At 59.3% G+C, this 22638-nt stretch carries 20 protein-coding genes; 7 read left to right on the plus strand and 13 right to left on the minus strand.

Going from position 1 to position 22638, the window contains the following annotated elements; genetic code table 11:
- Positions 1 to 9: 9 nt before the first annotated feature.
- The 12 genes from ACODRX_RS18415 to ACODRX_RS18470 form a co-directional block, all read right to left on the minus strand.
- Positions 10 to 609 (minus strand): glucosaminidase domain-containing protein, encoded by a 600-nt coding sequence (locus tag ACODRX_RS18415; protein ID WP_488872988.1) that lies wholly within the window; start codon positions 607 to 609, stop codon positions 10 to 12.
- A gap of 374 nt (positions 610 to 983) precedes the next feature.
- On the minus strand, positions 984 to 2939 hold the full coding sequence (drmB, locus tag ACODRX_RS18420; protein ID WP_488872989.1) for a DrmB family protein: 1956 nt from the start codon (positions 2937 to 2939) through the stop codon (positions 984 to 986).
- Positions 2940 to 6608: a helicase-related protein gene (locus ACODRX_RS18425; protein ID WP_488872990.1), complete on the minus strand. Its 3669-nt coding sequence runs from the start codon at positions 6606 to 6608 to the stop codon at positions 2940 to 2942.
- Positions 6609 to 6617: 9 nt separating this feature from the next.
- Complete coding sequence (locus ACODRX_RS18430; protein ID WP_488872991.1) at positions 6618 to 8336, minus strand: nuclease-related domain-containing DEAD/DEAH box helicase; 1719 nt, start codon at positions 8334 to 8336, stop codon at positions 6618 to 6620.
- Positions 8324 to 9961 carry a hypothetical protein gene (locus ACODRX_RS18435; protein ID WP_488872992.1) on the minus strand — a complete coding sequence of 546 codons (1638 nt, stop codon included), beginning with the start codon at positions 9959 to 9961 and terminating at the stop codon, positions 8324 to 8326. The genes ACODRX_RS18430 and ACODRX_RS18435 overlap by 13 nt, the downstream gene beginning before the upstream one ends.
- On the minus strand, positions 9946 to 10620 hold the full coding sequence (locus tag ACODRX_RS18440) for a hypothetical protein (RefSeq protein ID WP_488872993.1): 675 nt from the start codon (positions 10618 to 10620) through the stop codon (positions 9946 to 9948). The genes ACODRX_RS18435 and ACODRX_RS18440 overlap by 16 nt, the downstream gene beginning before the upstream one ends.
- Before the next feature lie 721 nt (positions 10621 to 11341).
- The gene (locus ACODRX_RS18445; RefSeq protein ID WP_488872994.1) at positions 11342 to 12103 is read right to left on the minus strand and encodes a hypothetical protein; all 762 of its coding nucleotides are present in this window, start codon (positions 12101 to 12103) and stop codon (positions 11342 to 11344) included.
- Positions 12104 to 12141: 38 nt separating this feature from the next.
- Positions 12142 to 12600, minus strand: coding sequence for a very short patch repair endonuclease (locus ACODRX_RS18450; protein WP_488872995.1), 459 nt, complete (start codon positions 12598 to 12600; stop codon positions 12142 to 12144).
- Positions 12593 to 14257: a DUF2357 domain-containing protein gene (locus tag ACODRX_RS18455; protein ID WP_488872996.1), complete on the minus strand. Its 1665-nt coding sequence runs from the start codon at positions 14255 to 14257 to the stop codon at positions 12593 to 12595. Before ACODRX_RS18455 ends, ACODRX_RS18450 begins: the two co-directional genes overlap by 8 nt.
- 3 nt (positions 14258 to 14260) lie before the next feature.
- Entirely contained in the window at positions 14261 to 15946 is a 1686-nt protein-coding gene (locus ACODRX_RS18460; RefSeq protein ID WP_488872997.1) for an McrB family protein, read from the minus strand.
- Positions 15912 to 17417 carry a DNA cytosine methyltransferase gene (locus ACODRX_RS18465; protein ID WP_488872998.1) on the minus strand — a complete coding sequence of 502 codons (1506 nt, stop codon included), beginning with the start codon at positions 17415 to 17417 and terminating at the stop codon, positions 15912 to 15914. Before ACODRX_RS18465 ends, ACODRX_RS18460 begins: the two co-directional genes overlap by 35 nt.
- On the minus strand, positions 17417 to 17629 hold the full coding sequence (locus ACODRX_RS18470; protein ID WP_488872999.1) for a ribbon-helix-helix domain-containing protein: 213 nt from the start codon (positions 17627 to 17629) through the stop codon (positions 17417 to 17419). The genes ACODRX_RS18465 and ACODRX_RS18470 overlap by 1 nt, the downstream gene beginning before the upstream one ends.
- A 124-nt stretch (positions 17630 to 17753) precedes the next feature.
- Here ACODRX_RS18470 and ACODRX_RS18475 point away from each other — a divergent pair, with 124 nt between their 5' ends.
- From ACODRX_RS18475 to ACODRX_RS18505, 7 genes are all read left to right on the plus strand, one after another.
- A complete protein-coding gene (locus ACODRX_RS18475; protein WP_488873000.1) occupies positions 17754 to 18863 on the plus strand; it encodes a hypothetical protein in 1110 nt (369 codons plus the stop codon).
- 285 nt (positions 18864 to 19148) lie between these two features.
- Complete coding sequence (locus tag ACODRX_RS18480) at positions 19149 to 19574, plus strand: hypothetical protein (RefSeq protein WP_488873001.1); 426 nt, start codon at positions 19149 to 19151, stop codon at positions 19572 to 19574.
- Between the two features lie 2 nt (positions 19575 to 19576).
- Entirely contained in the window at positions 19577 to 20167 is a 591-nt protein-coding gene (locus ACODRX_RS18485) for a hypothetical protein (protein WP_488873002.1), read from the plus strand.
- Positions 20168 to 20421: 254 nt separating this feature from the next.
- Positions 20422 to 20961, plus strand: coding sequence for a hypothetical protein (locus ACODRX_RS18490; protein WP_488873003.1), 540 nt, complete (start codon positions 20422 to 20424; stop codon positions 20959 to 20961).
- A 64-nt stretch (positions 20962 to 21025) separates the two neighbouring features.
- Positions 21026 to 21388 carry a putative holin gene (locus tag ACODRX_RS18495; RefSeq protein ID WP_488873004.1) on the plus strand — a complete coding sequence of 121 codons (363 nt, stop codon included), beginning with the start codon at positions 21026 to 21028 and terminating at the stop codon, positions 21386 to 21388.
- A gap of 241 nt (positions 21389 to 21629) precedes the next feature.
- Positions 21630 to 21863 (plus strand): hypothetical protein, encoded by a 234-nt coding sequence (locus ACODRX_RS18500; protein WP_488873005.1) that lies wholly within the window; start codon positions 21630 to 21632, stop codon positions 21861 to 21863.
- Positions 21864 to 21935: 72 nt separating this feature from the next.
- Positions 21936 to 22139: a phage virion morphogenesis family protein gene (locus ACODRX_RS18505; RefSeq protein WP_488873006.1), complete on the plus strand. Its 204-nt coding sequence runs from the start codon at positions 21936 to 21938 to the stop codon at positions 22137 to 22139.
- Between the two features lie 54 nt (positions 22140 to 22193).
- Here ACODRX_RS18505 and ACODRX_RS18510 read toward each other — a convergent pair whose 3' ends face one another.
- Positions 22194 to 22637 (minus strand): hypothetical protein, encoded by a 444-nt coding sequence (locus ACODRX_RS18510; RefSeq protein ID WP_488873007.1) that lies wholly within the window; start codon positions 22635 to 22637, stop codon positions 22194 to 22196.
- Between the last annotated feature and the right edge of the window lies 1 nt (position 22638).

Consider the following 22638-nt stretch of genomic DNA (forward strand, 5'->3'; position numbering starts at 1 on the left):
CAAGTTCGTTCATGCCGGATCAATATTAGCGATGGAAAGCACCTTGCCCGGATAGTCAGGGAAAGGGTTGTAGCCAGCGCGGGCAACGCCCTTGACCCAACGTGCCACTGCATCACCAGGTTCCATTCCGTTTGCCTTATCGGCGTGGTACCGACGCGTGGCGTCGGCATAGCGGGTACTGGACTTGAGGCGGTCGGCGACAAAAGCCAGGGAATCGCGGTGATCGCGGAATACGACATAGCGATTGTTTGGGTCCGATGCTGGCTGGCAGGCCAGCGTCCAGCTGTCCCGGTTCCCAGCACCCGCAGTAGAAACGAACTTCCAGCCGAACAGGTTATTCGCAAACACTGCCGTACGGGTCCAGCCAAAACCGGATTCAAGGGCACTCATGGCGAGTAAACCCGCTGCCGGTGGTCCGCCATTCCTTTCTGCCTCCTGGGCGGTCGGGACCAGATTGCCAATAAAGGCCGTCCGTTCGGCGGGCGTAGGGTGACCGGGCTGGGCGTCGTAGCATCCCCAGTGCGGATCGTCTACTTCAGCAGCGGTGGCGACATGTCCGCATGACGTCGCCAATCCAACCATCCCCATGAGCACAGTCAGCGCCTTCATGCGATCCTCCTCTCCGGCCGGTAACAGAGTGTTGAGTACTCCTCATCGTAGCGGAGTCAGCGGTGCTTGTGCACTATTTCGATGCTGCGTTCGCTCATTGAGCGGTGGCCTCCGATCCGACGGGCCAGGGGCGTCTGGCCGTTGCACGAAATCCGCCAATGTACGATGCATGTCCCCTGCTGATCGAGCCTCCCTCAAGGATCTTATCCATCGGGCCATAATCGCCGGGTAGGTTCTATGCATTACTCCCAAAGGCATCATCAGCGTTTTATTGCTTCCGCATACCTATTCGTACAGGCGTTCGCATTTAGCCTTCACGCAAACAAGGATGACTTCCCTGGCCAGCTCCTGGATATAAATGTTCCGGCACGCACCTACCCGGCAAGAAGCGCATTATCAATCAAGCGGGAAAAGATCCCCGGACCTCTCTGGTAGGGCGTGCCCACGAGCATGCCTCTGTCCAGGCCCTGATTTATCGTTTCACACGACGTCTCGGGAAGAAGAGCGCAGGCATGGCAGGCTGCGAGATTGGCAAGGCGTGATCCCTGGCCTCCTAGATCCTCGGAGCACACAGGATCGGCCGAGCACCACGCCGCGCGGGCCAGTGCACGTTCGAATACCGGACCGAGGAGCTCGGGCTGCCCCATGCGGACCAAGCCCCCCAAAGTGCCCTCTAAATCCCCGGCGGCCGTATAGATCAGCATCCCGGCCATCGGGGCAGCCGGGTCGGTGGAAACGAAGAGCCGCTCGCGAAGGGCGGCAGTGGAATAGCCGCATTCGAAGACCAGCTGGCTGATCAGCAGGTGTGCGAGACTGTGCACGAGCAGGAATCGCAGCGCCCAATCACGACTGCCTGGGGTAAGCGGCCGCAGTGCCCAGCAGCTTTCTTCCAGGCGCTGGATAAATTCCGGACTTAGTCTCGTGTCGAGCCAGTCTGCATTGGCGAGCTGCCAAGCCGTGATCTGCTCTTCCTTCAACTCGAGATAGATACCTTCACCGTAGACCTGGATCGCCGGAAGCCACTGCTCGGCCCCTTCAGGCGGTTCGCGAAAGAGCTGCCTGAGTGCCGAGGTGGGAAGGTCGGACAGCGGTGACCGCGAAGGCTCGATCCGATCAAATCCGAAGAACGCGCGTGTCTCACACAGGCGCTCGACCAAACTGACTTGCCCGATCCATTCTGACAACTCCGTGGGCACGACGCCTTTACGGACACGCATTCTGGGCGACCGTCGCGGATCGTCAATTTCCTGCCGCAGGATATCGAATTCTGCACGGCGGAAGCGCATGACTTCCGTTTCGGGCTGTACAGGCACGGCGGCAGCTGACGGACTCTTTTCTGGCGCGCCAGAAAAAAGACTGTCGAGCGCCTGCTTGACCTTGCCGGGCTCGTGTGGAATCTGTAGCTCCGTCAGCGACTGGGATGCCAGCATTACAACTTTGTCGTACTGCTTAAGCTTCCACCAAGTCTTAAGCATGGCGATGTCAGACAGGCTGTCGAGTGCTTTGCGGATGTCAATCACCGCGTCGTCCTGTTCCGTAAGATCTGGGAGACTGATCGCCGAAATGGTGCGCGGGAAGTAGATGTTCGTCTGATTAATCAGTGCGCCGATAAGGGGCTCAGCACACAGGTCGTCGTGAGCCCCTTCTCCCAACCAGGGGCGCTCCGCAGGACAGCGGATACCGGCCTTCTCGAATTCGCTCTTCTCACCCTTCGTTCGATCGGGTTTCATCGTGGTGCCGCTGAGTGTGCGCCCCTTCGCACCGACCGATCCTGGAGGGCAGGACCTGCATTTCACGACAATGCTGGACAGCTCGGAGCCGCCTCTGTCAGCCAGCTCCAGGCTGCCATTGTCCGCACATTGGCAGTCGATCCATTCCTTCCAGGGAAACTCGCAGAGGTGACCGTGCTGGCAGACAGCAATAAAGCGAACCGGCTGCCATCTGCTGCCGTCCCGGGGACGTTCCAGAGCACGGGTTTCCAGATTGAACCTGTGCAGCTCGCCGCTGCGCGTGTTGCGATACCACCTCGGAAAGCGGAGGGCGGGGATCTTCAAGCTTGCATTCGGAGGCGGATCCTGATGTCTGAGCGCTATCCGGTAGTCCGGTGGTGTGCGGAAGCGGTCGATCTTCAGCAGCTCGGAGAGCCGAGGTTCGAATACTTCGAACTCAAGAGGCTCCTCACAGTCTTGCAGTCCCTGCGTTTCACTCCACGTCTTATACCAGTGGTCCAGGCCACAGACTACGTGTGGTACGCCCTGGCGATCGGTGTACAGGCTTCCGGGTCCGAATGGCGCTATCAACTGACCCGTGCGTATCTGCTTGTCTCCCATTTATTCTCCTGAGCCGGTCGCGCCGGAAACCATTGCGTATGCGGGCGTAATCGTGAACTCGCCTGTCCTGTCTACCTGTCGCATGCTCGTGGGCACCTTCACGCCACGTGCTTCCTGCAGCTGCGTCGCGTACTGCCCCGGCCAGAGCATCAGATACTCGCCAGAGGTCGACTGGGGAAACTGCTCCCATTCCTGCGGATTACATTGCCACTTCGTGATCAGCTCTGCATGCATGCGCCTGAGCTCGCTGATGGCGCGCTCCGCGTCGTTGTTGTTCTGTACGGTCGAGCATCGATTGATCAGAATCTTGACCGCCTGATCCAGCGCCTCCTGGTAAGAGGCAAACTTCTGCACTGGATCCCGGACTTGCTGCCTGGCCCAGGTGAGCACCGCGCCTGCGAATCCCCGCTGAATCGCCGAGATCGCGAATGGTGTAGCGGAGGTGGGCTCCACGCGTTCGTACAGACGGCGGTGATACCCATGGAACTGCTCGAAGTGCGAGCGATCACGGCTCTTGGATGGGTTATAGAGTGTCAGGATGAGTCCTGGCCGCTCCTGCCATTTCCGACCCACACGCCCCGTCACCTGGATATATGTTGAAGTCGTCTTGGGCTGACCAACCACGCCCATGAGCGATAGACGATCAATGTCTACGCCGACTTCGATGATGTTTGAGGCGAGACACGCGTCGAAGACTCCAGCGCCACCTGATACGTCATAGGTCCGGGCAAGCCGGTCCATCATTGCGACAATCTCAGGCTGGGACAGCCGGCTTGTCAGTTCGTCAACAATAGCAAGTGTCCTGCGATCGTCTCCGTCGATCCCCTCCCTGTTGAAGAGGAATTTGAGGCGGGATCGGATGTCGCTGTCAAAAAGCGTGCGTGCGCCACCCAGCTCACGGATGCTGTTGTAAAAAGCAAGCAACGTCCACCATGGGTCCCGTCTGGCCTGATTGAATGCCGCTGGCTTGTACAACGCTGCCGCGAAAGTGCGTACCTGGGTGGTCAGGATGGAGCCATGATCTGCTCCGTGAATGCCGACATACAGGCGGCCCGGGCTCATACGGCCATCGGGCTCTCTGGCATAACGACCAAAAAACGAGTCGCTCATGGAAAGGCCGGGGCTGGGAAACAGCGACGTTTTTTCGCGTCCATACAGGACCCGCACCTGATCTGATGCGCCCCGTATGGTGGCTGTCGAGGCCACGATCTTTGGTTTGCACAAGCCGCCCGTCACGACAGTTGTGCACAGCTGTTCGAAGATTGATTCGTACAGCGCATACATTGTTCCGAGTGGTCCGGATATGAGATGCAACTCGTCCTGGATGATCAGTCCAGGTGGTATGGCAATCTGCTCGACCTTTCCTGCCGGCATTACTGCTCTGCCGAAGAGCGCACCTGCAGCGGGCCGGTAAGCCATCATTGCAAACTTATCGGCAGTCGCGATCAGGAGCGACGGTGGATTGCGGTATATCCTTTCGTCAATGACTTCGACTGGAAGCCATTGATGGGGATCTTCAGTGCCGAACGCGCAACGCGGGTCCGGACAAAGCAGCAAAGGACCTTCCTGCGAGAGGGCGACACCGAGCGGGTGAGCACGGTCTCCCTTTTTACTGCGTGTGGCAGCTTCCAGTTTGCCGATCTGTGCTCGGCACCATGGGCATTCCGTCAGAACCAGCGGATTGCCTTTCAGATCTCCTTTGAGATAGCGTGAGTACTGAGAAGTCGCTTCTGCACATCGATTGGGTGATCCATCCCCACCGACCCAGAGGCCAAGGGAGAATCGCCGTCCCGGAATTTCGATCTCGGAAGACCGACTGTTCCGACGCAACACTTCCATTGCGCAGATCAGACTGGCAGCTCGCTGGAACTGCTGCGTCGTCAGCATCCGCAGGGTATAGCGCATCAGGACGTTGGTGGCGTCACGTTGCAGAGCGCCGCCTTCTTGCATCTTCAGGCGCTCCCTGAACATGTAGAAGGCCATGGCGGCCAAGTACGCCTCGGTCTTGCCGCCGCCGGTCGGAAACCAGATGAGGTCGACGATGTCCCGGTCCGTGTCTGATGGGTCCGAGAGTCCACTGAGGGACATCAGCAGGAACGCTATCTGGAACACGCGCCATGAACCGATGCGCGAGCCGTTCTCACTGCCCTCCTTAAAGACATCCCAGGGCGATATATGGGCTCTCTGGAACACGACCCTCCCACCCTTCGGATCCCACGCGGCATCTCTTTTGTGGAGATATTTGGTCGCGATCTGCTGCAGCAGCATGGCCTTGTTTGCCAGCTGGAAGGCATGCCGGTCCGGGACACTGCTTCGGAGGAGTGCGATGCCGCGGTCGACGCGAGCCAGGCAGGCGCGGCACTGATCTAGATGGTCCTGAGCGATGTTCCGGAATCTGACCGGAAGAGAAGCCGCCTCAAGTTGGCGCCTGGAGATCCAGTCACGATATCCGTCGGACACCAGCTGCAGGGCATCCCAGGCCGGTCCCGTTCCGCTAGCAGGCAGATCGGCCAAATCTCGCATCTTCAGCGACAATGCGCGGCCTTCAAGCATGATGTCGGGTGTCATGCTTGGCAGCTCCACTGTGGGCATCGTATCAGCCTGAAGAGCGGAAGGCGCTTCGCCGGGGGCCGCGTTCCAGGCCGCCGCGCAACCATGCCCTATACCAAAGATCGCTGATTCGCGGTACAGGAGCGCGAGCGACTGCTCGTCGTCATCCTGTGATTCGAAGTTTCTTGTGCTCTCCGGGTACGGCAGGATGGTTCCTAGAGCGGCAGTCACCTCAAAAAACGACTGGAATAGGATGTGCTCCTTCTCTTCCCTGTCATCCGGCACGACGGTGATATTTCGCAGGACAAGAGTGATCACCCACTGGCCCTGCTGGCCCTGCTGGCCTTCCATGGCACGGGGAAAGCAATCGAGCTGCAGGCTGACAGGTGAGCCGGAGGGGAGGGGGACGTCGCGCTTTATCGGAATTCCAGAGGACAGTTCGGCAGCGTAGAACTCAACGACAGCACCGTCTCCGACGGCGGAATGTCTGCGCCAGATGGTATCGCGGCGATCTCTGCCCTTGTCGTCGGTCCAGCGTCGGCCGCATTTCTCATACCTGCCGTTGACCGGAAAAGGCGCGTCACCCTGCTCCTGCCATGAAAACCGATGCCTGGAGGGCAGAGCGACCTGGAGCTTTGCATCTGCCGGAAGGGATACGCAGAACGAGATGGCAAGTGTCGACGGACGTCGCGTGGAGCCACCGGTCACGTCGAAATCATCGTCGGAGCCGCTGTCAGCTGCATTCGGCGCAGTATCGGTTGTGGCTACCTCGTCGGAAGGCCGGGTCGCGCTGAATACCCCATCGGCGGCCTCTGTTTCAGGTATCTCCACTCCGAGAGTATCGCTCTGTTCCGAGGCGATCGTAGTCAGCGCTGGAGTCACCCCCTTGGGATGCAGCATGCCGACGCCGTACTTGCGGTGAGGTGACTCGCCTTCGAAGTACAGCACCTCCTCTGCGTTGTCATCTGTGACCGGCTTCCAGGCAAGAGCCCCTCGTCGCCAGGGAACCGGATCCTTGAATTCCTTGTCAGAGAACGTGACGATGGTAGGAGCCTTGTGCCTTGCTGGGCCCACAATTTCACTCCGGACGCTCTCGATGATTTCGCTGCGCTCTTTCATTGTCTTCCTCTATGCCTTCATCCACTGGCTGATCACGGGTCCGGAGGATGCATGGCAGAGGATCCGCATGCATTCGGTGGCCCTGGTTGCTCCGGTGTAAAAAAGCGCCCGCCTGAAGTCTTGGTCGCCGAGCGAGACGTCCGTTAGGATGATTGCCTTGTTCTCCATGCCCTTGAATGCGTGGACGCTTGCAAATGACGTATGCCGATCGCTGCGCTGCCATGCTGGCATCAAGGGGATCCCCGCACTCCGCAGCTGCCCTGCAGCACTGAACTCATCTCTGCTGAACGACAGGATGGTGATGTCCGATGGTCTGAGCCCCTGCACCTTGAAATCGTGCAGCCATGCCTTCAGGATGTTCAGCTGCTGTTCTTCGTCTTCATAGAATTCGATGTCGTAACTTTTTGCGCCGCCACCCGATCGCAGGTAGCCACTATAGAGACGCTCACCGAAGCCCGAAAGGCTTGTCGCAGCGCGTCCCACAGACTGGTAGTTCCTGCAGTTCTCGTCCAGCGTCCACCGCGCGGGCCGTGCTCTGTCGATAAGGGTGTTGAGCGTCTTACCCGCGGTGTCACCGCCGGTCAGCACCTGCTGCTCGAAGTCTCCGAAGATGGCGAACGCACCGTCGGAAAAACCGCCCTTCAGGAACAGCTCCAGACATGCACAGAGTGAGGGGCGTGCCATCAGGTCCTGTGCCTCGTCCAACACCAGAAGGTCGAAGTGTGCCGATGCGGCGAAGTCTGCGTCTGTGAGCTTCTCCTCGAGGAGGTCTGGAAGTTCGCGGTCCCAGAAGACGCTCGAAGCATTCGGGGGGATCGGTATACCGGCCAAATCTGCCATCACCTTGATGGCCCGTCCTGCCACCAGCGTCGGTGGACGCACGTTATCGCTACCGATCTTGTGGGTAATCCAATCCCCGATCAGCTGGTTGTGGCACAGCAATCCAACCCTTTGGCCATTCAAAGCCGCCCGGCGCGCTACCTCTATAGAAATCAGCGTCTTGCCAGTACCCGCCGGGCCCGTCACCAGGACGCGTCGGTTGGACCGAACTAGTGAGATAACCGGAAGCTGCTGGGCGCGCAGCAGGCGGTCCATCTCCTGTGACTTGCGTGCCAGCTCTTCAGTAGCCGACGGCCGGCGACGTTCTACGGGCGTACAGAATCTGACGATCTCGTCGAGCTGCGGTCTGGAAAGCGGTTTGGCCAGACGATGCAACGTACTATCCAGGTCGACACCCAGCCGGAGCTTTTCACGGATCAGTGCCGCAAAGTCGCTGGGGCGGGCGAGTGCACTCAGCTCATCGATGTCGATGTATTCGGCTCTGTTGATGGAGATGTTGGTCTGCACGTCGAAGCGCGCTTTCGGAAACGCGCACAGATGCACGACCGGCACATCCCTGAGCGACGGCATATGATCCTTGATACGTCGTGCAAAGGTCTTGCTTGCATCCAGAGCCTGCTTGAATGGCGACCGTGAAATGGATTCTGGATGCCAGCGTTGACCGTCAAACCGGATCTGTTCGTGCGACTTGACCTCGATGCACAGGATGCCCAGATCGGGAACGATGAGCAGAAAGTCGATCTCGGTCCGCAGTCCGCGGTTCCAGGGCGCCAGATCCAGCGCATGCAGCGCGATCCAGTCTTCGGGGCAGGCGGTCAGGCGGGCAAAGAGGTCGCGCTCTCCGGGAGGTGTGCGCTCATCGACGAATGCCGGAATTAATAGAGCCATTTTGTGAAAGAGATAGATGGACGAACATGACGCAGCTCGCGTTCGGGGGCTCGGAATCCGCGCTCGATGCCGAGTATTCGTCTGAAACGGAAGACGCCGCTCAGCTCAGAGTCGATGGGAGCGGATTGGTTGAAGTCGAGGCCGGCCTGAAGTTCTCCCGTGCAAGCCGGAATCATGAGCTGTAGCGTGGCAAGAAGCCTGTCGCGGAGCTTCTCGTGCTCTTCGAAGCCAGCGACTATCGCTTCACCGCGCGATCGCGTGACCTCGCGCCATGCCAGCTGCCAGTACTTTCGGTCCCAATCGGCGTGGAGTTCTGTCACGACTTTCATAAGACACATGAAATGACGCTCGCTCTGAGGTGCGTGAATGACGTTTGTGGCAGGAGAAATCCAGTTGTCGACGGAGTGGGCGATGCCGGCCAGATCGATCCCCGCGTCCCGAAGTCGCCTGATGGTCCTTTCGCGGTCGTTCCGGAGCGACACGCTGAGAACCTGCTTCCACGTCTCTGCGTGGAGACCCGATCCAGCGGCTTTAGTGACACTCGATACCTCATCGACATCAGCAAGTACGAGGTGCATTCCCTCGTGCACCTCGTCGCACTCGACCCATCCCGCCTCAAAATTCAAAGTGGACGCTGAAGGGCGCAGGCACAGGAGATCGGCATGCGCAGGGTGGAGGATCGCCATGTCATGATCAAGCTGTACGAGCGTCGATCTGGCGACGGGCTCCATGCTCGTTCGTCGAGGTCGGACGCCCAGGTCGTCGAGCAGCCCGGGCTCGCCGGCGGCTGCTTCTGAGGGCAGAATCCAGCCGCTCTCATCCTGCATTACCAGCGTCCCGATGTGCCAGCGGAAACCGCATGTTTCGACAACATCGTCGCCGGATGGCCGCTCGACAGCTTGGCCCGTCAGCAGGGATTCAAAGAGATCGGCGCCGAAGTCGGCGTCGTCAACCAAGCCTTCCCAGGTGAACTGCACGATGTGGCTGAACTTAGGCGCATTGATCAAGGCATCCGGACTGCCGGCAATGCCGTGCCGGCGGAATGGGCCTGCCTTGAACAGAACATCGAATGCAGGGGCGTTGCGGTAGTCGCACGACGAGTGGATAAAATGCCGGGCCCCGATCTGAATGGGTCCCTGCGAGTTGACCGCAGCTTCAAACGTCTCCCTGTCCGCGCGGCGGCAATGGATGCGGATGTCTTTGTCTTCGGCTAGCAATCGCTGAACCTCGTCACCAAACTCGGTTCGCAGGCAGCTTCCACGATCAGCCATCGCTTCTGATGCTCGAATCGAAGCCACGAACCGACCTGCGATTTCAGCCCCCCACCGCCTGCCGGAATTTTCTGCCTCGCCCAATAGCGAGCGGAGTTGGTGGGGGATAGACGAATCGAACGCACAAGGCGTTGTGAGCCATCCTGCCAGGGTGAATTGAAGCCGGACGGCGAGATCCGCGAATTCCTGGATTTCAGTTGCGAAAAGTGCTGTCGCAATGTGTCTTGTTGCTCGACGCAGTGCGGCGAATGCCGCATCGCCGAACACGAACCTGTCCCAGTACAGGCCTCTCTTAGGATCGGCAAGCTCGAAAGTCCGTCCGATTCCGTACGCGTCTATCAACTGTTTCTGCATAGCACGATACCGGTGATTCCCGCCGGCGGCGGTTGGAAGAAACAGGAGTGAAGCGGCCGAGATTCATACCACTGCCGCAGGTTGCCCACGGCGTCGCGCGCTTCCTCAATGTGGTCCTGATCCGCATTCCGGGGCACAACGGCGATGACGTGTGAGTTTCTGAATTCGGTTTGGGATAGCACGAGCCTCAACGTAGAGGGGCCATCGGCGACGACTATGTCAGGGGGCGCCCCAGGTCGATCGAGACGCTTGGTTCTCGGGTTGAAATAGGTCATGCGCGATAGGACATTTGGTGGTGTCCAGGCCTGGACTGTCAGCATCTCGGCCAATGGCTGCGACAAACTACCGACCGAGAATGTGCACCCGTCCAGGGCCGACCGGGTCAGCTCCGGCCCTGCAGCTCGTCCTGCAAAGCAGACACCTGCATGCGGAGTTGCAAGGTTGGGCCGAAGAATTTCCGCCTGCGGGCAGATTTCGTCGAACATGTATCCAGAAAGAGACCCGCTTGACGTGGTGACGATGTAAGGGGATGAGCCATCGATGTGGTAGCTTTTTGCGCTGGATGCAAAGAGCTTGATGGAGCCGTTGCGCGCGCTTACTTCAATATAGTCTCCCATCGAAGGATCCCGGCCGTGCCCCAGTATGCTCATGGCAGTCATGGTCTGTGTCAGGCGGATGCGGCCTGCCGCGGCTGATAGAAAGCCACAGTTGGCACGCTCCGGGTGACAATGGGTCGTACAGTCGCGGCAATGCCTTATGTACTGTCGTGCGTTTCGCAGCAACGCGTCGAAGTGCGAGTGGATCTCGTTGGCATCCGGGTGACACAGTTGGCCGATTAACGCCCCTAGCGCAATCAGGCCTGCGGCAGGTGAGTCGGCAGGAGTCGTGATTACGACGATTCTGCGATTGCGCAAGGTCTCGGCGGGCTGTTGGATACATTCGAAACCGGCATCAATCAGCCATCGTGCCCACGTGGGCAGAGGCCGCGGCGCATTCCCTCCTGTTGACATCAACAAAGGCGCTGCTTGACCTGTCGCCACTGTGGATTCTGTAAGCATGACCCCTGACATGTACAAATATGTGTCTCGACATACATTATCAGCAAGTTTTACTGGAAAAGTTCCGGAGATAGCCGAGTCTTCATTCCGCAGTGCATAGATTGTTGATTCTGGGCCTGGGGTTACTGGATTACTTCTGGATGAAAATCAACCGCATATGGCGAAGCGGGGAGGTTGATTCTGCATATGCCGGAGGCGTTTTTATCGGGCGACCATGGCTTCTGTCCTGGAAGCAGGAGGACTCTGGCCATGCCGACTGTCTGTCCCTGTATATCTGAAATTGCAGCGGGTATCCAGGACACGGATCTTCCGTATGTGGCTGCTATGAATCCCTGCCCGTGTGGTGCCGTCTGCGGGCTTTTCGCATCTGATCCAGGGAGTGGAGTTGAGACTTGCGGTCGAACAGTAGTGCCCGGGAGAGTCCATGTACGTGGTTGACCGACCTTTCATACGAAGCGATAAGACCGACACTCACTGCCGCAAGGAGAATGGGCAAGAAGGCATATCCGAGCATGCTGCCGTCTTTCGCTTCCAGACCTTTCTGCGCCATATAAACAGCAGCCGCCCATAGTGCGCCGGTTACCCATCTGAGAGCAGTGACGCGTCTTCTTGTTCCTGAAATTGCGTGGTCGACAAAGTACTGTACGGCTTCCAGATCAGCGTCTCGGACTTCGCGCAGGGCGCTGCAGCGCTGCCTTGCGGCCTGTAGGTCGGACACCTGCCAGCCTGAAAAGCCAAGAGCACTGGGTCGCGAGAACACAAAGCACAGAGTCAGGAAGGCCGTACCGATTTGAAACCAAGCATCGATGTCCTTTGCGGCAATCCATCCGGTGGATTTGACTGCCCCAAACGTCAGCACCGCATATAGCAGAACCAGCATGCTCCACAAAGAGAACGTGAGCACGCTCTGGTGGACTGTATGCACAACAAGCTCTACAGGAACGGAATGCTCCGTAAGCCGTATCCATCGTGCCAACCTGCCTGGAGTGGCGCCAGGCTTTCCTCTTGCGATGGCAAGCTCGCTGGCCTGGAGTACTTCCCTGGCAATCTGAAACGGCTGGAGGGCCGGGTTGCTCTGCTTCACATTCCTGGAGGCAGTCCTGGTTACCGTGCTGTCCCGGTTCATTTCCAACGCCCGGTCAGTTCAAGCTGACGTGCATCTCCCCGGATGAAGGCCGCACAGGTATTGAGCAATTCCTGGGCCGGCCAGCGTGCCGGCCCTCTCAGGCTACATTCCCATATGGTCAGGACCCGCCAGGCCTGGGCAATCAGTGCCTCAACTGCACGCCTGTCCCTTGCGTGGTTGGCTTCGATCTTTGCAGTCCAGAATTCGGGCCTCGTGCCGGGTAGCTTGAACATGGGGCAGCTGTGGCCATGCCAGAAGCAGCCATGTACCAGAATTACCGCCTTATGCCTGGGAAATACGAGATCAGGCCGGCCTGGCAGACTGCGATCCTGCAGGCGATAGCGCAGGCCCTTCGCATGCAATCCGCGGCGTATGACCATCTCCGGCTTGGTGTCGCGGCCGCGGATGCGGCTCATGTTGAGGCGCCTCTGCTCCGCGGTCAGGACGTCAGCCATGTGTCGCCTCGTCGGTTGCATCGGCCACGATACTCTGCAGACAGGCTCGCATCTCTCCGCTGTTCATTCCGGGCTTGAGGGTCACTGCACCGAATCGGAACTTCTCGCGGTAGCGTGGATGAAACAGCCGGCCCGGAATGGCTGTTTCCTTAAAGTCTGGCCTGATGAGTGGCACATGCGGCGTAAGCAGGTAGGCAGCGGTGACAATGCCCTCGGGCTGGCCTTCCGATGTTTCCTGTACAAGTGCGTCTCTGTAGGTGTGGATGGAGCCCAGAGCGTCGTTGAGCCCGTCGTCGATGCGGTACTTGGCATCAAGGACGATGACCTGTCTACCCTGGCCTGCAAAGTCGCCACTCAGGACGACATCCGGCACCATCGTGCGGCTGAAGCTTCCCTGTCCGTCTGGCTCAACCCAGTACTCACGGTACTGCCGCTGAAAGCACAGCGTTTTATCAGGCCCGACTTTCACCGCAACAGCCCCGGTCGCAAGCGTGATGCCGCCAGTAGCGTCGGAGATAAACAGGTGCTTCAGATCCAGGCCGTCCGGGCTGTATTCCTGCGCTGCAGCCCGGAGCAGCCTCAGGAAGCACCAGAGCTCATAGAGCTCATAGGTCCGGGCCAGCGGCATCTGCAGGAAGTCGCCAAAGACAGCTGCCAGTCCGAGATTCATTTCCTGCCAGAGCTTGTAGAAGCGCTGGTAGACCGGATCATTGCGGAACAGGGAGGTCATCTGAAGCGCTGCAGTTCCTTCACTGACCTGGGCCATGAAACCGGAATGCGCGGATCCTGCCAGCCGCCGGGCGAGGTGACGGGTACGTACTGCCCAGTGGCCGGCGCTGCTGCGGATCTCTGCGTCGGTGTTCCGGTCTGCCCGCGCCAGTGCATCGGCGACGCTGTTAAGCCATGCTGCCCATGCAATCAGGCAGGCCTTGATCTGCCGGTGCTCAGGCAGGTCAACGCTGTTTCTGCGCTGGCTGACTCTGATGCGGGTAGGCAGTCTGCCGCCCAGGGCCGGAGGGAGGCGCGATGGTGTGCCGGCCTCTGTTCTGGTGACCCCTGTACGGAATGAGCGGATGATCTCGGGGCCCGTTGCACCCCGGGCTTTATGGGGGGGCAGCGCCACTTCTTCTGCCTTCAGAAAATGGCGGGGTGCCTTTGCGATCAGCTCGACGGAGTGGATGATGGCATCGGCACGTGACCGGAGATATTCCAGCCGTGCCAGAGGAGGAGGGCGGTTGCCCCGCTGCCGCGCAATACTTTTACGGAAGGCACTCAATGCAAAAAGTGCCTGGCTGTCTTCAAGCACTTCCTGCACCATGAGGTCAAAGTCGCCACGCGTCAGTTTGCGGATGTCCGGATCCGTGGTGATCTCGAAACGACGCAGGCCTGTGCCGGGAATACGCAGCTGCGCTTCAATAACCCCTGCATGAAATCCCGGCGTCCATCGCCACAGCGCGGTGCCCGGTTCCCGTGAACGCAGGGCTTCAATGGCGATGTCGTCAATCAGAAGGTCTGCAGACTGGGCCTGATCGCAGTCATTGAGGACGAACAGGTAAGACGCGCTCTCGCGTATCGCTCCGGGCGGAATCGGCTCCGGCTCCGGCCAGACCGCCCAGGAGCGGTTATCACTTTCCCTTCTGATGCTCAGCGTGGCCACGGTTCACCGCATTGCCTGGAACGAACCATACTCATCCAGGTCTGCCTGCAGCTTCCGCACCAGGGCTAGGGCTTTGGGCAGACCTTCACAGGCCTTCAGCAGACCATCGAGCAGAGCGCGCTGGCGCTCGCTGCCACGTAGTTTGACCAGCACTTTCTGAACCAGGAGCTGATCGGTCACGGTGGTGGCATCGTTCTGCAGATGCACGGCATCGAAGGCGTGGTATCGGACAAATTCCTCAATCAGCCGGTAGCCGAATCCCAGGCCATGCTCCCGCATGAGCGCATGGACGGTCGTCAGATGCGCCTCTGAGGCACTTCGTGCCGCCTGAAGCTCCGGAAAGCGGGCGGACAGCGATGCAAGGAATCCGGCAACATCGACTTCCGACATGTCGATGACAGACGCCCGGTCGAGCACCTTGTCACTCACCGGATTGGTTGTTTCGTCCACATTGATGGTGCCGATGATGAACAGATTCGGCGGAATAGGAAGTTCGGCCCGGATGCTGGCGCCTGTGGTTCCTTCCAGCGGCACACCATTGGAATGCAGCTGAAGTGCACCACCACTCTCCATAGCCGACAGGACATCCGACAGGTAGTACTCCACCCTGGCAAGGTTCATTTCATCGAGGATGACGAACACCGGCGACTCTCGGTGTGCGGTGGCCACCAGGACGGCCTCAAGGAAGGTCGGTACAACGTACCGGTTGGTGAGAACGTCGTAATACCCGGTCAGCCCCGTCGGGTCTGTCCATTCCGGCCGGACCGGACATTCGAACAGCAATGGGTCCGAAGCCGTTGCCGAGGTGAGACCATGGACCGCCCGGGCGTATTTCAGCGCCAGCTGCGTTTTGCCGGTACCGGAGATGCCGGAAAGAATCACAAAGTGCTTGTGCTCGAGGAAGTTCAGCGCTGCATGAAAGCGGCGAACCTCTCCATCGGGGTAGTGGCCCCCCAGCGATTGAACAGCCGCTTCAATCTCTCCCACCGGAATAGAGGACGGCATCCGCCGCATTGCAGGACCAAGCGTCGCCGTATCGCTCCATACGGGCAGTTCATGAATCTTCTGCTGGCCGACAAGGCTGCCAAGCCATCCGATGAACTCACGTGCGAGCAGGCTCCGCCGCGCCGAGGCGGTCGGAGGGTAGAGTGCAACGACGATCTCATCGGGCTCCGTGGATGGCCCGAACGGAGAAAGATCAAATTTCAAGCTGTCCCAGAACTTGGCATTGCGCAGCCAGAGCCTGCCATCGCTGGCAAGGTAAACCGGAACCAGATTATTCCGGGCGCTGTACTTGATGGCACTTCCCGGCGCTTCACCGCCATCGTCGGCTTCGCTCTGCGATTCGAGTGCAAACTCTGCATCCGCGTCTGCAGTGGCCGCCTTGGTGAGGGAGCCGAGCCGCTTCATCTCGGCGAGGCGGGCTATGAAGCTCGCACGATCCTTGCGGATCAGAACCGCAAAGTAGACCTCATCTTCCGGTGGGAACCGGAGCACGCACCCGAAGATCAGTGCTTCCGCATCCTCTTTGACGTTGTCGAGATTGACCACCCCCAGCTGGATGCCGCCTTCAACGATCTTGGCGCTGTTGGATACCCCGAAAAGTTCACGGGGACGGACAGCCTTCGAGGTGCCGAAGTGCTTCTGTGCTGCCTCAAGAAACTGCCGCTGCCGCTCGACGAGGTTCATCCGCTGTTTCCTTGTTGCTTACTGCCTGACGGAGGGTCTGCATCATCTGAGTGGCAATCGCGCGCGCAAGCAGCGGCGGAACCGCATTGCCGACCTGTTTGAATGCCGGATTCATCGTTCCGCTCAGACGGAAGCCATCGGGGAATGACTGCAGGCGCGCAGCCTCTCGCACGGAGATGGTCCGTGCCTGTCTGCTGTCGTAATGGATGTGGCTGTAGCTGTCTTTACCCAGATGAGCCATCAGCGTACGTGCCGGCTGGTCCTTCCACATCTTGCGCCACTTGTTGGGGAATTTGCTGGCATCGTATGGGGGCACGATCGAGTCCCAAAGTGCCTGGTACTGCGTTGATCCTTCGGGCATCGCTTCGCCGCGGGCCCGGGCAGCGGCGAGCTTTTCCTCGAACATCGCCACTGCGTGTGCATAGGCTTGTGGATACTGGTCACCAGGGTTCATGCGGGCAAAAAGCTCGTAATCCCGGGGCAGGTAGCGGATGACGTGATCTGATAGCCCTTCCTCAGGGGCTGCATGGCCCGGCCAGCTGCGCATCAGTTCCGCATACGCAGAAGGCTTCTTGCGGTTGTAGCCAACCGGCGTGTCGAAGCGCCGTGCACCACGTCCTATCTTGCCCGCTGCCAGCAGCTCCCGGGCGTTGATAGCCGGCAGATCGGCCAGGGCCTCTTCTGCAGTAACGGCTGGGGGCAGGTCGGGCGTAGCCGCAGGGGGCGCAACGTAGGAATGGGCATCCCCAACAAGATCCCGCAGGGTCTTGAGTGCGACCGAACGTGATCCTTCGTAGCCGGGGGGCAGTACCAGCCAGTGCGTGGGGGAGGGGAATGTCACCTCTGCCGCGAGTTCATGCCGGTAGGCAATCAGGAACATCCGTTCCCGCATCTGTGGAACGCCATAGAACGCGGCATTGAGCAGGGTGTAGCGGCAGACATAGCCTTTGGCCTCCAGGACCTCGCAGGTCTCCTCGGCAATGTTCTGCCCGCCGTGATTCAGGATGTCCGGCACGTTCTCCATCAGCACAGCAAGGGGCTGGAATGCATCGACGTACTCTAGGTATTTTTTGTACAGCTGTGCACGCGGGTCGTGAATGAATGCCTCGGGGTGCTCTTCGATTTCTCGAAGCTTGGAGCGGCCGACCCGGGCGAACGCCTGGCAGGGCGGGCCGCCCACCACAACGTCGAAGGCTTCTGCGACAGGTCCCAGACCGAGCTTCAGGCTCAGTTCCGCGGGCGTGGTCTTGGTAATGTCGATCGGCTCGCTGTGGGCTTCTGCGCCACTGTGGAAGTTGAGGCCGTGCGAGCGCGCGGCATCCGGGTCAAATTCCACAGCACCGCGCATCTCGAAGCCGGCAGCTTCAAAGCCCAGTGAGATGCCGCCGCAGCCGGCGAATAGATCCAGCACGCGCGGCCTGTCTGCCGCCTGCAGCCGCTCAAGCTTGCGGAGGATGATGTCGTTTCTCATTAGTGGTGTCCCTGTCTGGTCGGGAGCCTTAGTGGCAGCGGCAGCTGTCCCTGGTTGTCTTCCAGGAAGCGCTGTACAGCCATACGGATTACCCAGGCCGACGAGACGTGATTTGCGTCAGCCATGGCCTGGATCTGAAGATGGGTGTCCTCCGGAAGCATCACAGAGGTTCTGACGGTCTTCCCGTCGTGCGTGAGCGGGCTGCGGGCCATGGATTCCTGTGGTAGGAGGTGTTGGTGTGAATCTGCACCATTCTACATATGTATGCACCACTGCCGAGGGATGTTACTCTTTGTGATGCGCGGGTGAGGGGCCTGCCAGAAAACGAGGAGCTGCATGTCGAGAAAACTGGCATTGAAACGTCTGACTGCTTCGGATCTGACACTGTTCAAGTGGCATTTCCAGACCCTGGATATCGGAAATCAGAAGGCTTTCAATCTAGATAGCAGTGTGCTGGTGGGCAGGTTGTACCCGCAGTTGGGAGAGCCATCTCTGGTGCCGCAGCCACGTTATCCGCTCGATCTGTACCTGTGCGGGCCGGGGCTGGCACCGGCCAACAACCTGCAGCGCAAGATCCTCAAGCAGGAGAAAAACTGGCGCCTCAACGGCGAGATGATCGACAACCCGATTGAGAGTCCCGATCTTTACAACGTCCTGGCACCGGGTGATTTCGCTCTGTTTGAATTTTCAGGCGATGTGACACCGACTACCGCCAATGTCGTGCTGGTTTCTGCCGCAGTGCCGGCTGATACCGGAATTCATACGGAGCTCAACCGTCGCTTTCCAAAGGGCTCCATGTGGGCGATAGAGGATAGCTTGATTCAGGAGGTTCTCGACATAGCCCGGCCTCCGGCTGGCCATCCGCTATATGACTGGGCAGAGATAGGCCTGCTGGAGGATGCGGCCCTTGGCGGTGCGTTGGGAACGGGCGCGATCAATGCACGTCGTGGCAGCCGTGGTATCAGTCCGGAAGATTTCATGCGCTCGCGCTGGAAGGCTGAGGCCACTGGCGTTGCCGGCGAAGGACTGCTGAACATCTGGCTAGAGGGGGAGCGTCTGGCGGGGCGTATTCAGGCGTTTGAGTGGACGGCCAGTGTCAATGCCGTAGCACCGTATGATTTTCGCGTGATCGGGGCCGATAGCTGTGTCCGGGTGGTGGATGCGAAAAGTACCGTCGGTGGGTTCGGTAACCCTATGCACCTTTCGCTATCTGAGCTGACGGTCGCTGTGCATGGAGAAGAGCCTTATGACATCTGTCGGCTCTATGAGGTCACTGAAACAGAGGCGAAGATGCGTATCGCGAGAAATATTGGCCCGGCATTGCAGGAGGCGCTTGCGGCCTTGCGCGCGCTTCCGGACGGAGTAATAGCGGACTCTGTCTCAATTGATCCGACTGTCATTGAATTCTTTTCAGAAGTGACCTTGATTCGCATTCAAGAACAGTGAGTAGAGATCATCAGCTGGTTTTTATCAGCGATGTGGCAAGATCGGAACGATGGTGTCTTCCAAGAAGCGCAAATAAAGGATTTTTTAAAGGAGACGGGCAATGGAGGGGTTCTTGTCTAAACGAATGCTGAATTGGCTGGTTCGCTTGACGCTGAAGCAGCACCGCTCAGGGCATGGGGTAGTTCACATTGGCGCGCTATATGGCAACGTGACAACGATCACGAACCACATCTATGTCGGCACGCTCGCCGATGTTGTGGCGAGCAAGCCAAAGGAGGATCAGCCATGCGCGTGACGAAGTACCTTTTTCTGTTTGCCACGCTGAGCCTGGGCACGAACTGCTGGGCCGTCAATAAGTGCAAGGGACCAAGCGGGAAGGTCGTCTACCAGGACGCGCCGTGCGAAGGCGCCGAGACTGTGAATCTGACGGGGGCAGGCAGCTACAACCCGGAGTCAGCGGAATACTGGAGCAAGGAAAAAGCTCGTCAGACTCGCAAGGATCAGGTGGAGATCGCTATTGCGAACCGCCGGGTTTTCGTCGGCATGACTGCCGAGGAGGCTCGTCAATCCTGGGGTGATCCATCAAAAATCAATAGTTCCATCGGCACTTATGGTAAGTATGAGCAGTGGGTTTATGACCGAGGTCGCTCCCGCGCGCAGTATGTCTACGTCGAGAACGGCATCGTGAAATCAATGCAATCCCCGGAGTAAGCATGACCGATGTTGTGCTGGTGGCCCTGATCAGCGCTGGCGTGGCCTTGGCTACAGCACTGTTGACTCAACTCTTATCCGCGCAGGCATCCAAAAAATCCGCAGATCGGGCAGCTGAGCGAGAAGCTCTTCAGTGGCAGAGAAGCGAGGCGATAAGGCTGGAAGACTTGAAGCGGAAAGCTGACAAGGAGACTTTGGAGTGGACTCGATCAGAGATAGAGAAAAAGCAGGCGCATCACGAGGCGATGCTACGAGAGCTATGGATCTACGTGCTGACCGCACGATGGCAATTGATGGATGCCCTGGCTCGAGGCGGCGCTAAGGGTGACTATTTCGACGACTCAGCAAATGAGTGGCCTGCCAATTCTGCCGCACGGGCGTACTCCGTCGCGCTGCTTGATCTGCCTGGCATTCGCGACAGCGCGAAGACCTTTTACATGGCTACTTCGGCCTTGCAAATAGCGGTGATGTCCGATGATTCCGAAAAGACGAAAGTTACGGTCTCCCTATGGAACGCCGCCTTCAACGACCTAGAAGGCCGTATCACGACGCTGGCCGACTTGGGGTGTGATATGGGACCGCAAAAATCATAGCCATCCCTTCCTGCGCGGCACGTTAAACAATGGATTGATGGATTTTTTAAGGAGCCAATGAATGTCAGATCACAAGAAAGCACCGCCACCGCCACCGCCACCGCCACCGCCACCGCCACCGCCACCGCCACCGCGGCCTCCACAGGTGCGCGGATCCATCGACTATTCAAGCCAGAAGGACTCCACGGTCAGCTTTTCTCCGCCACCCCCTCCACCACCTCGACCACCCCGCTAGGCTCATAATCTGCTTGCATATGACTGAGCAGCACACCACCACACCTGCGCCCATCAGCGAGGGGCTTGCTGACCATCTCTGGGGGCAGCGCTGCGGCGTGCTGTACAAAGCGTGGGTGCAGGTGCGGTACCACCGCCGGCGGCAGCGCTTCTTTGATCTTGCGGACAAAGGTACGAAGGGCGTCACTTTGATTCTGGGCGCATCAGTGTTCGGGCCAGAGGTGAAAGACTATTTGCCGTTGGTGGCCACGGCCTTGTCCGGATTGGGGCTGCTCGCGTTGGTATTTGGCTATGGTGACCGCAAGCAATCGCACAAAGAACTGGCCGAGCAAGCGGCTACGCTAGTAGCAGCAATTGAGGCAGTACCCGCAGGTGAAATCACACCCGCCAAATGCGCTACCTGGAACGCCGACTACGCACGCCTATGCACGAAGGCGCCGCCGCCGTTGAAGACGCTGACGCTGATCTGCGAACACGAGCAGGCCGTGTCAGAAGGCAATCCTGATCATGTTCAGAGGCCTGGCTGGCATCGGCGGCTGGTAGCGGATTTCGTGGCTTAACCGCGTGATGCAAACAATGGCGCGCATCATTTATCGCTGATCGCGCGCACGGCATCCTGCCTGTATGAATCTCCAATCTATCCCCATCTGGCTGCGCGCCCCGCGCAATTCCCTCTGGCTGCTTGCGGCCGTGCTGCTGATTCTGGTCATCTGGCACGTGAAGCCATCCGACGTGCCGGTGGTGATCTACAAGGTAGCGCTGATCGCCATGGCCGCGGTGCTGGGCTACTGGCTCGCCCGCTCATTTTTCCCGTATGCCCGGCCGCGCTCGTACCTGACAAAGGACTGGCGGCTGGGCACGCTTGAACCTGACCACGACGCTGATTATCCGGTGGTGCGTGAGTACTCCCGGGAATTCTGCGTTACCCAGATCCGCCGCGCCATTGTGGTTGCGAGTGCGGTGATCGGTGTATCGATAGGGCTGTAATGGGGCGCGTGGTCGCCGCCTTGGTGCTGCTGGTCGCACTGGGCCTGGGGTGGCAAGCATACAGCAGCCGCTAAGTGAGCAGCACGCCTGCGGTCGCCAGCACGCCAGGCATTGTGCCTGCCCCGTTGCTGCGCAGCTGCGCGCCGCCCCTCGGGCCTGGGACAACCTGACCCTGCCGGTAGACAACGACCATTGGAAAACGCACTGACCGCCCAACGGCTGGCGGTGCCGCTGCCGGGTCATGAGCATGTCCCGGCGCAACTACGACCAGGGCTACACGCTGGACCGGCTTGGCGCCGAAACGAACCCGAATGCGCAGCTGGTGAAGGTGCCCCTGAACAAACAGGCCCCGCCCGAAGTGACCCGGGAGTATGTAAATCCGCGCACGGGCGAAGTGACCAAGGTTCCGCTGGGCGTTGATCCAGGCTTTGCCTACAACCGAGGCCCGGCAGGAGGCGCTGGCGCAGCAGCTTGAGCGCAAGCTGAAAGGCTCCGCACCTGGGCTGGCCGATGCCGCCCGCCGCGACGGACTGCGCAAGGAGTAGCGATGCTGACCGTTGGCATCGACCATTCGGCGTTCATGGCCCACCTGCAGGAGCTGGACAAGCGCCTCGCCGATCTCACGCCGGTCATGGAATCCATCGGCATGGGCCTGGAGTCCAACCTCGGCGGCCTATTCGAGAGCCGCACCGATCCGGGCGGGCACCCCTGGGAACCTTGGGCGCCAACCACCCTGGCCGATGCTGCGTAGTCTAATCGTGCATGCGGTCACTGGCATGGGATTAGGGGCCGCCGCTGCCGTATCTTAAGAGGGAGCCGTAGCTCCCTGGATTTGCTGCGCAATGCTAAGGGCAGCTGTTACTGCAGAAAGGGCTGCCGACCCTCTGGCCTGGGCCAGCTGTAGCGCGCCGACAGCTTTGGTCACGGAGTCCACATCACTCATGGTCGCTGCAGAGGGTGGTTCGATCATGACTTTGGCTGCACGAAGTTCGACCATTAGACGCTGGTGGCGCTGGAGCGCCATATCCAACTCGTTGGATTGCTTCAGCCATTTCACTTGCTCAGTGCCAGCCGTGGTCTGCCGGTTGTCTTCTGCGAGCGTGAAAGCATCGACGAGGGCTGAGCCCGTATCCAGCCAAACCTCAATAAAGGTCTGAAGACTTCCTTCATTGTTCATCTCCGCCAGGGTCTTGTGTGGAGAGAGGAAGGTCAGGCTGGGAATCAGAAGGTTGGGAGGGTTGGCTGCCATT

The sequence above is a fragment of the Comamonas sp. FG99 genome, from assembly GCF_057808605.1.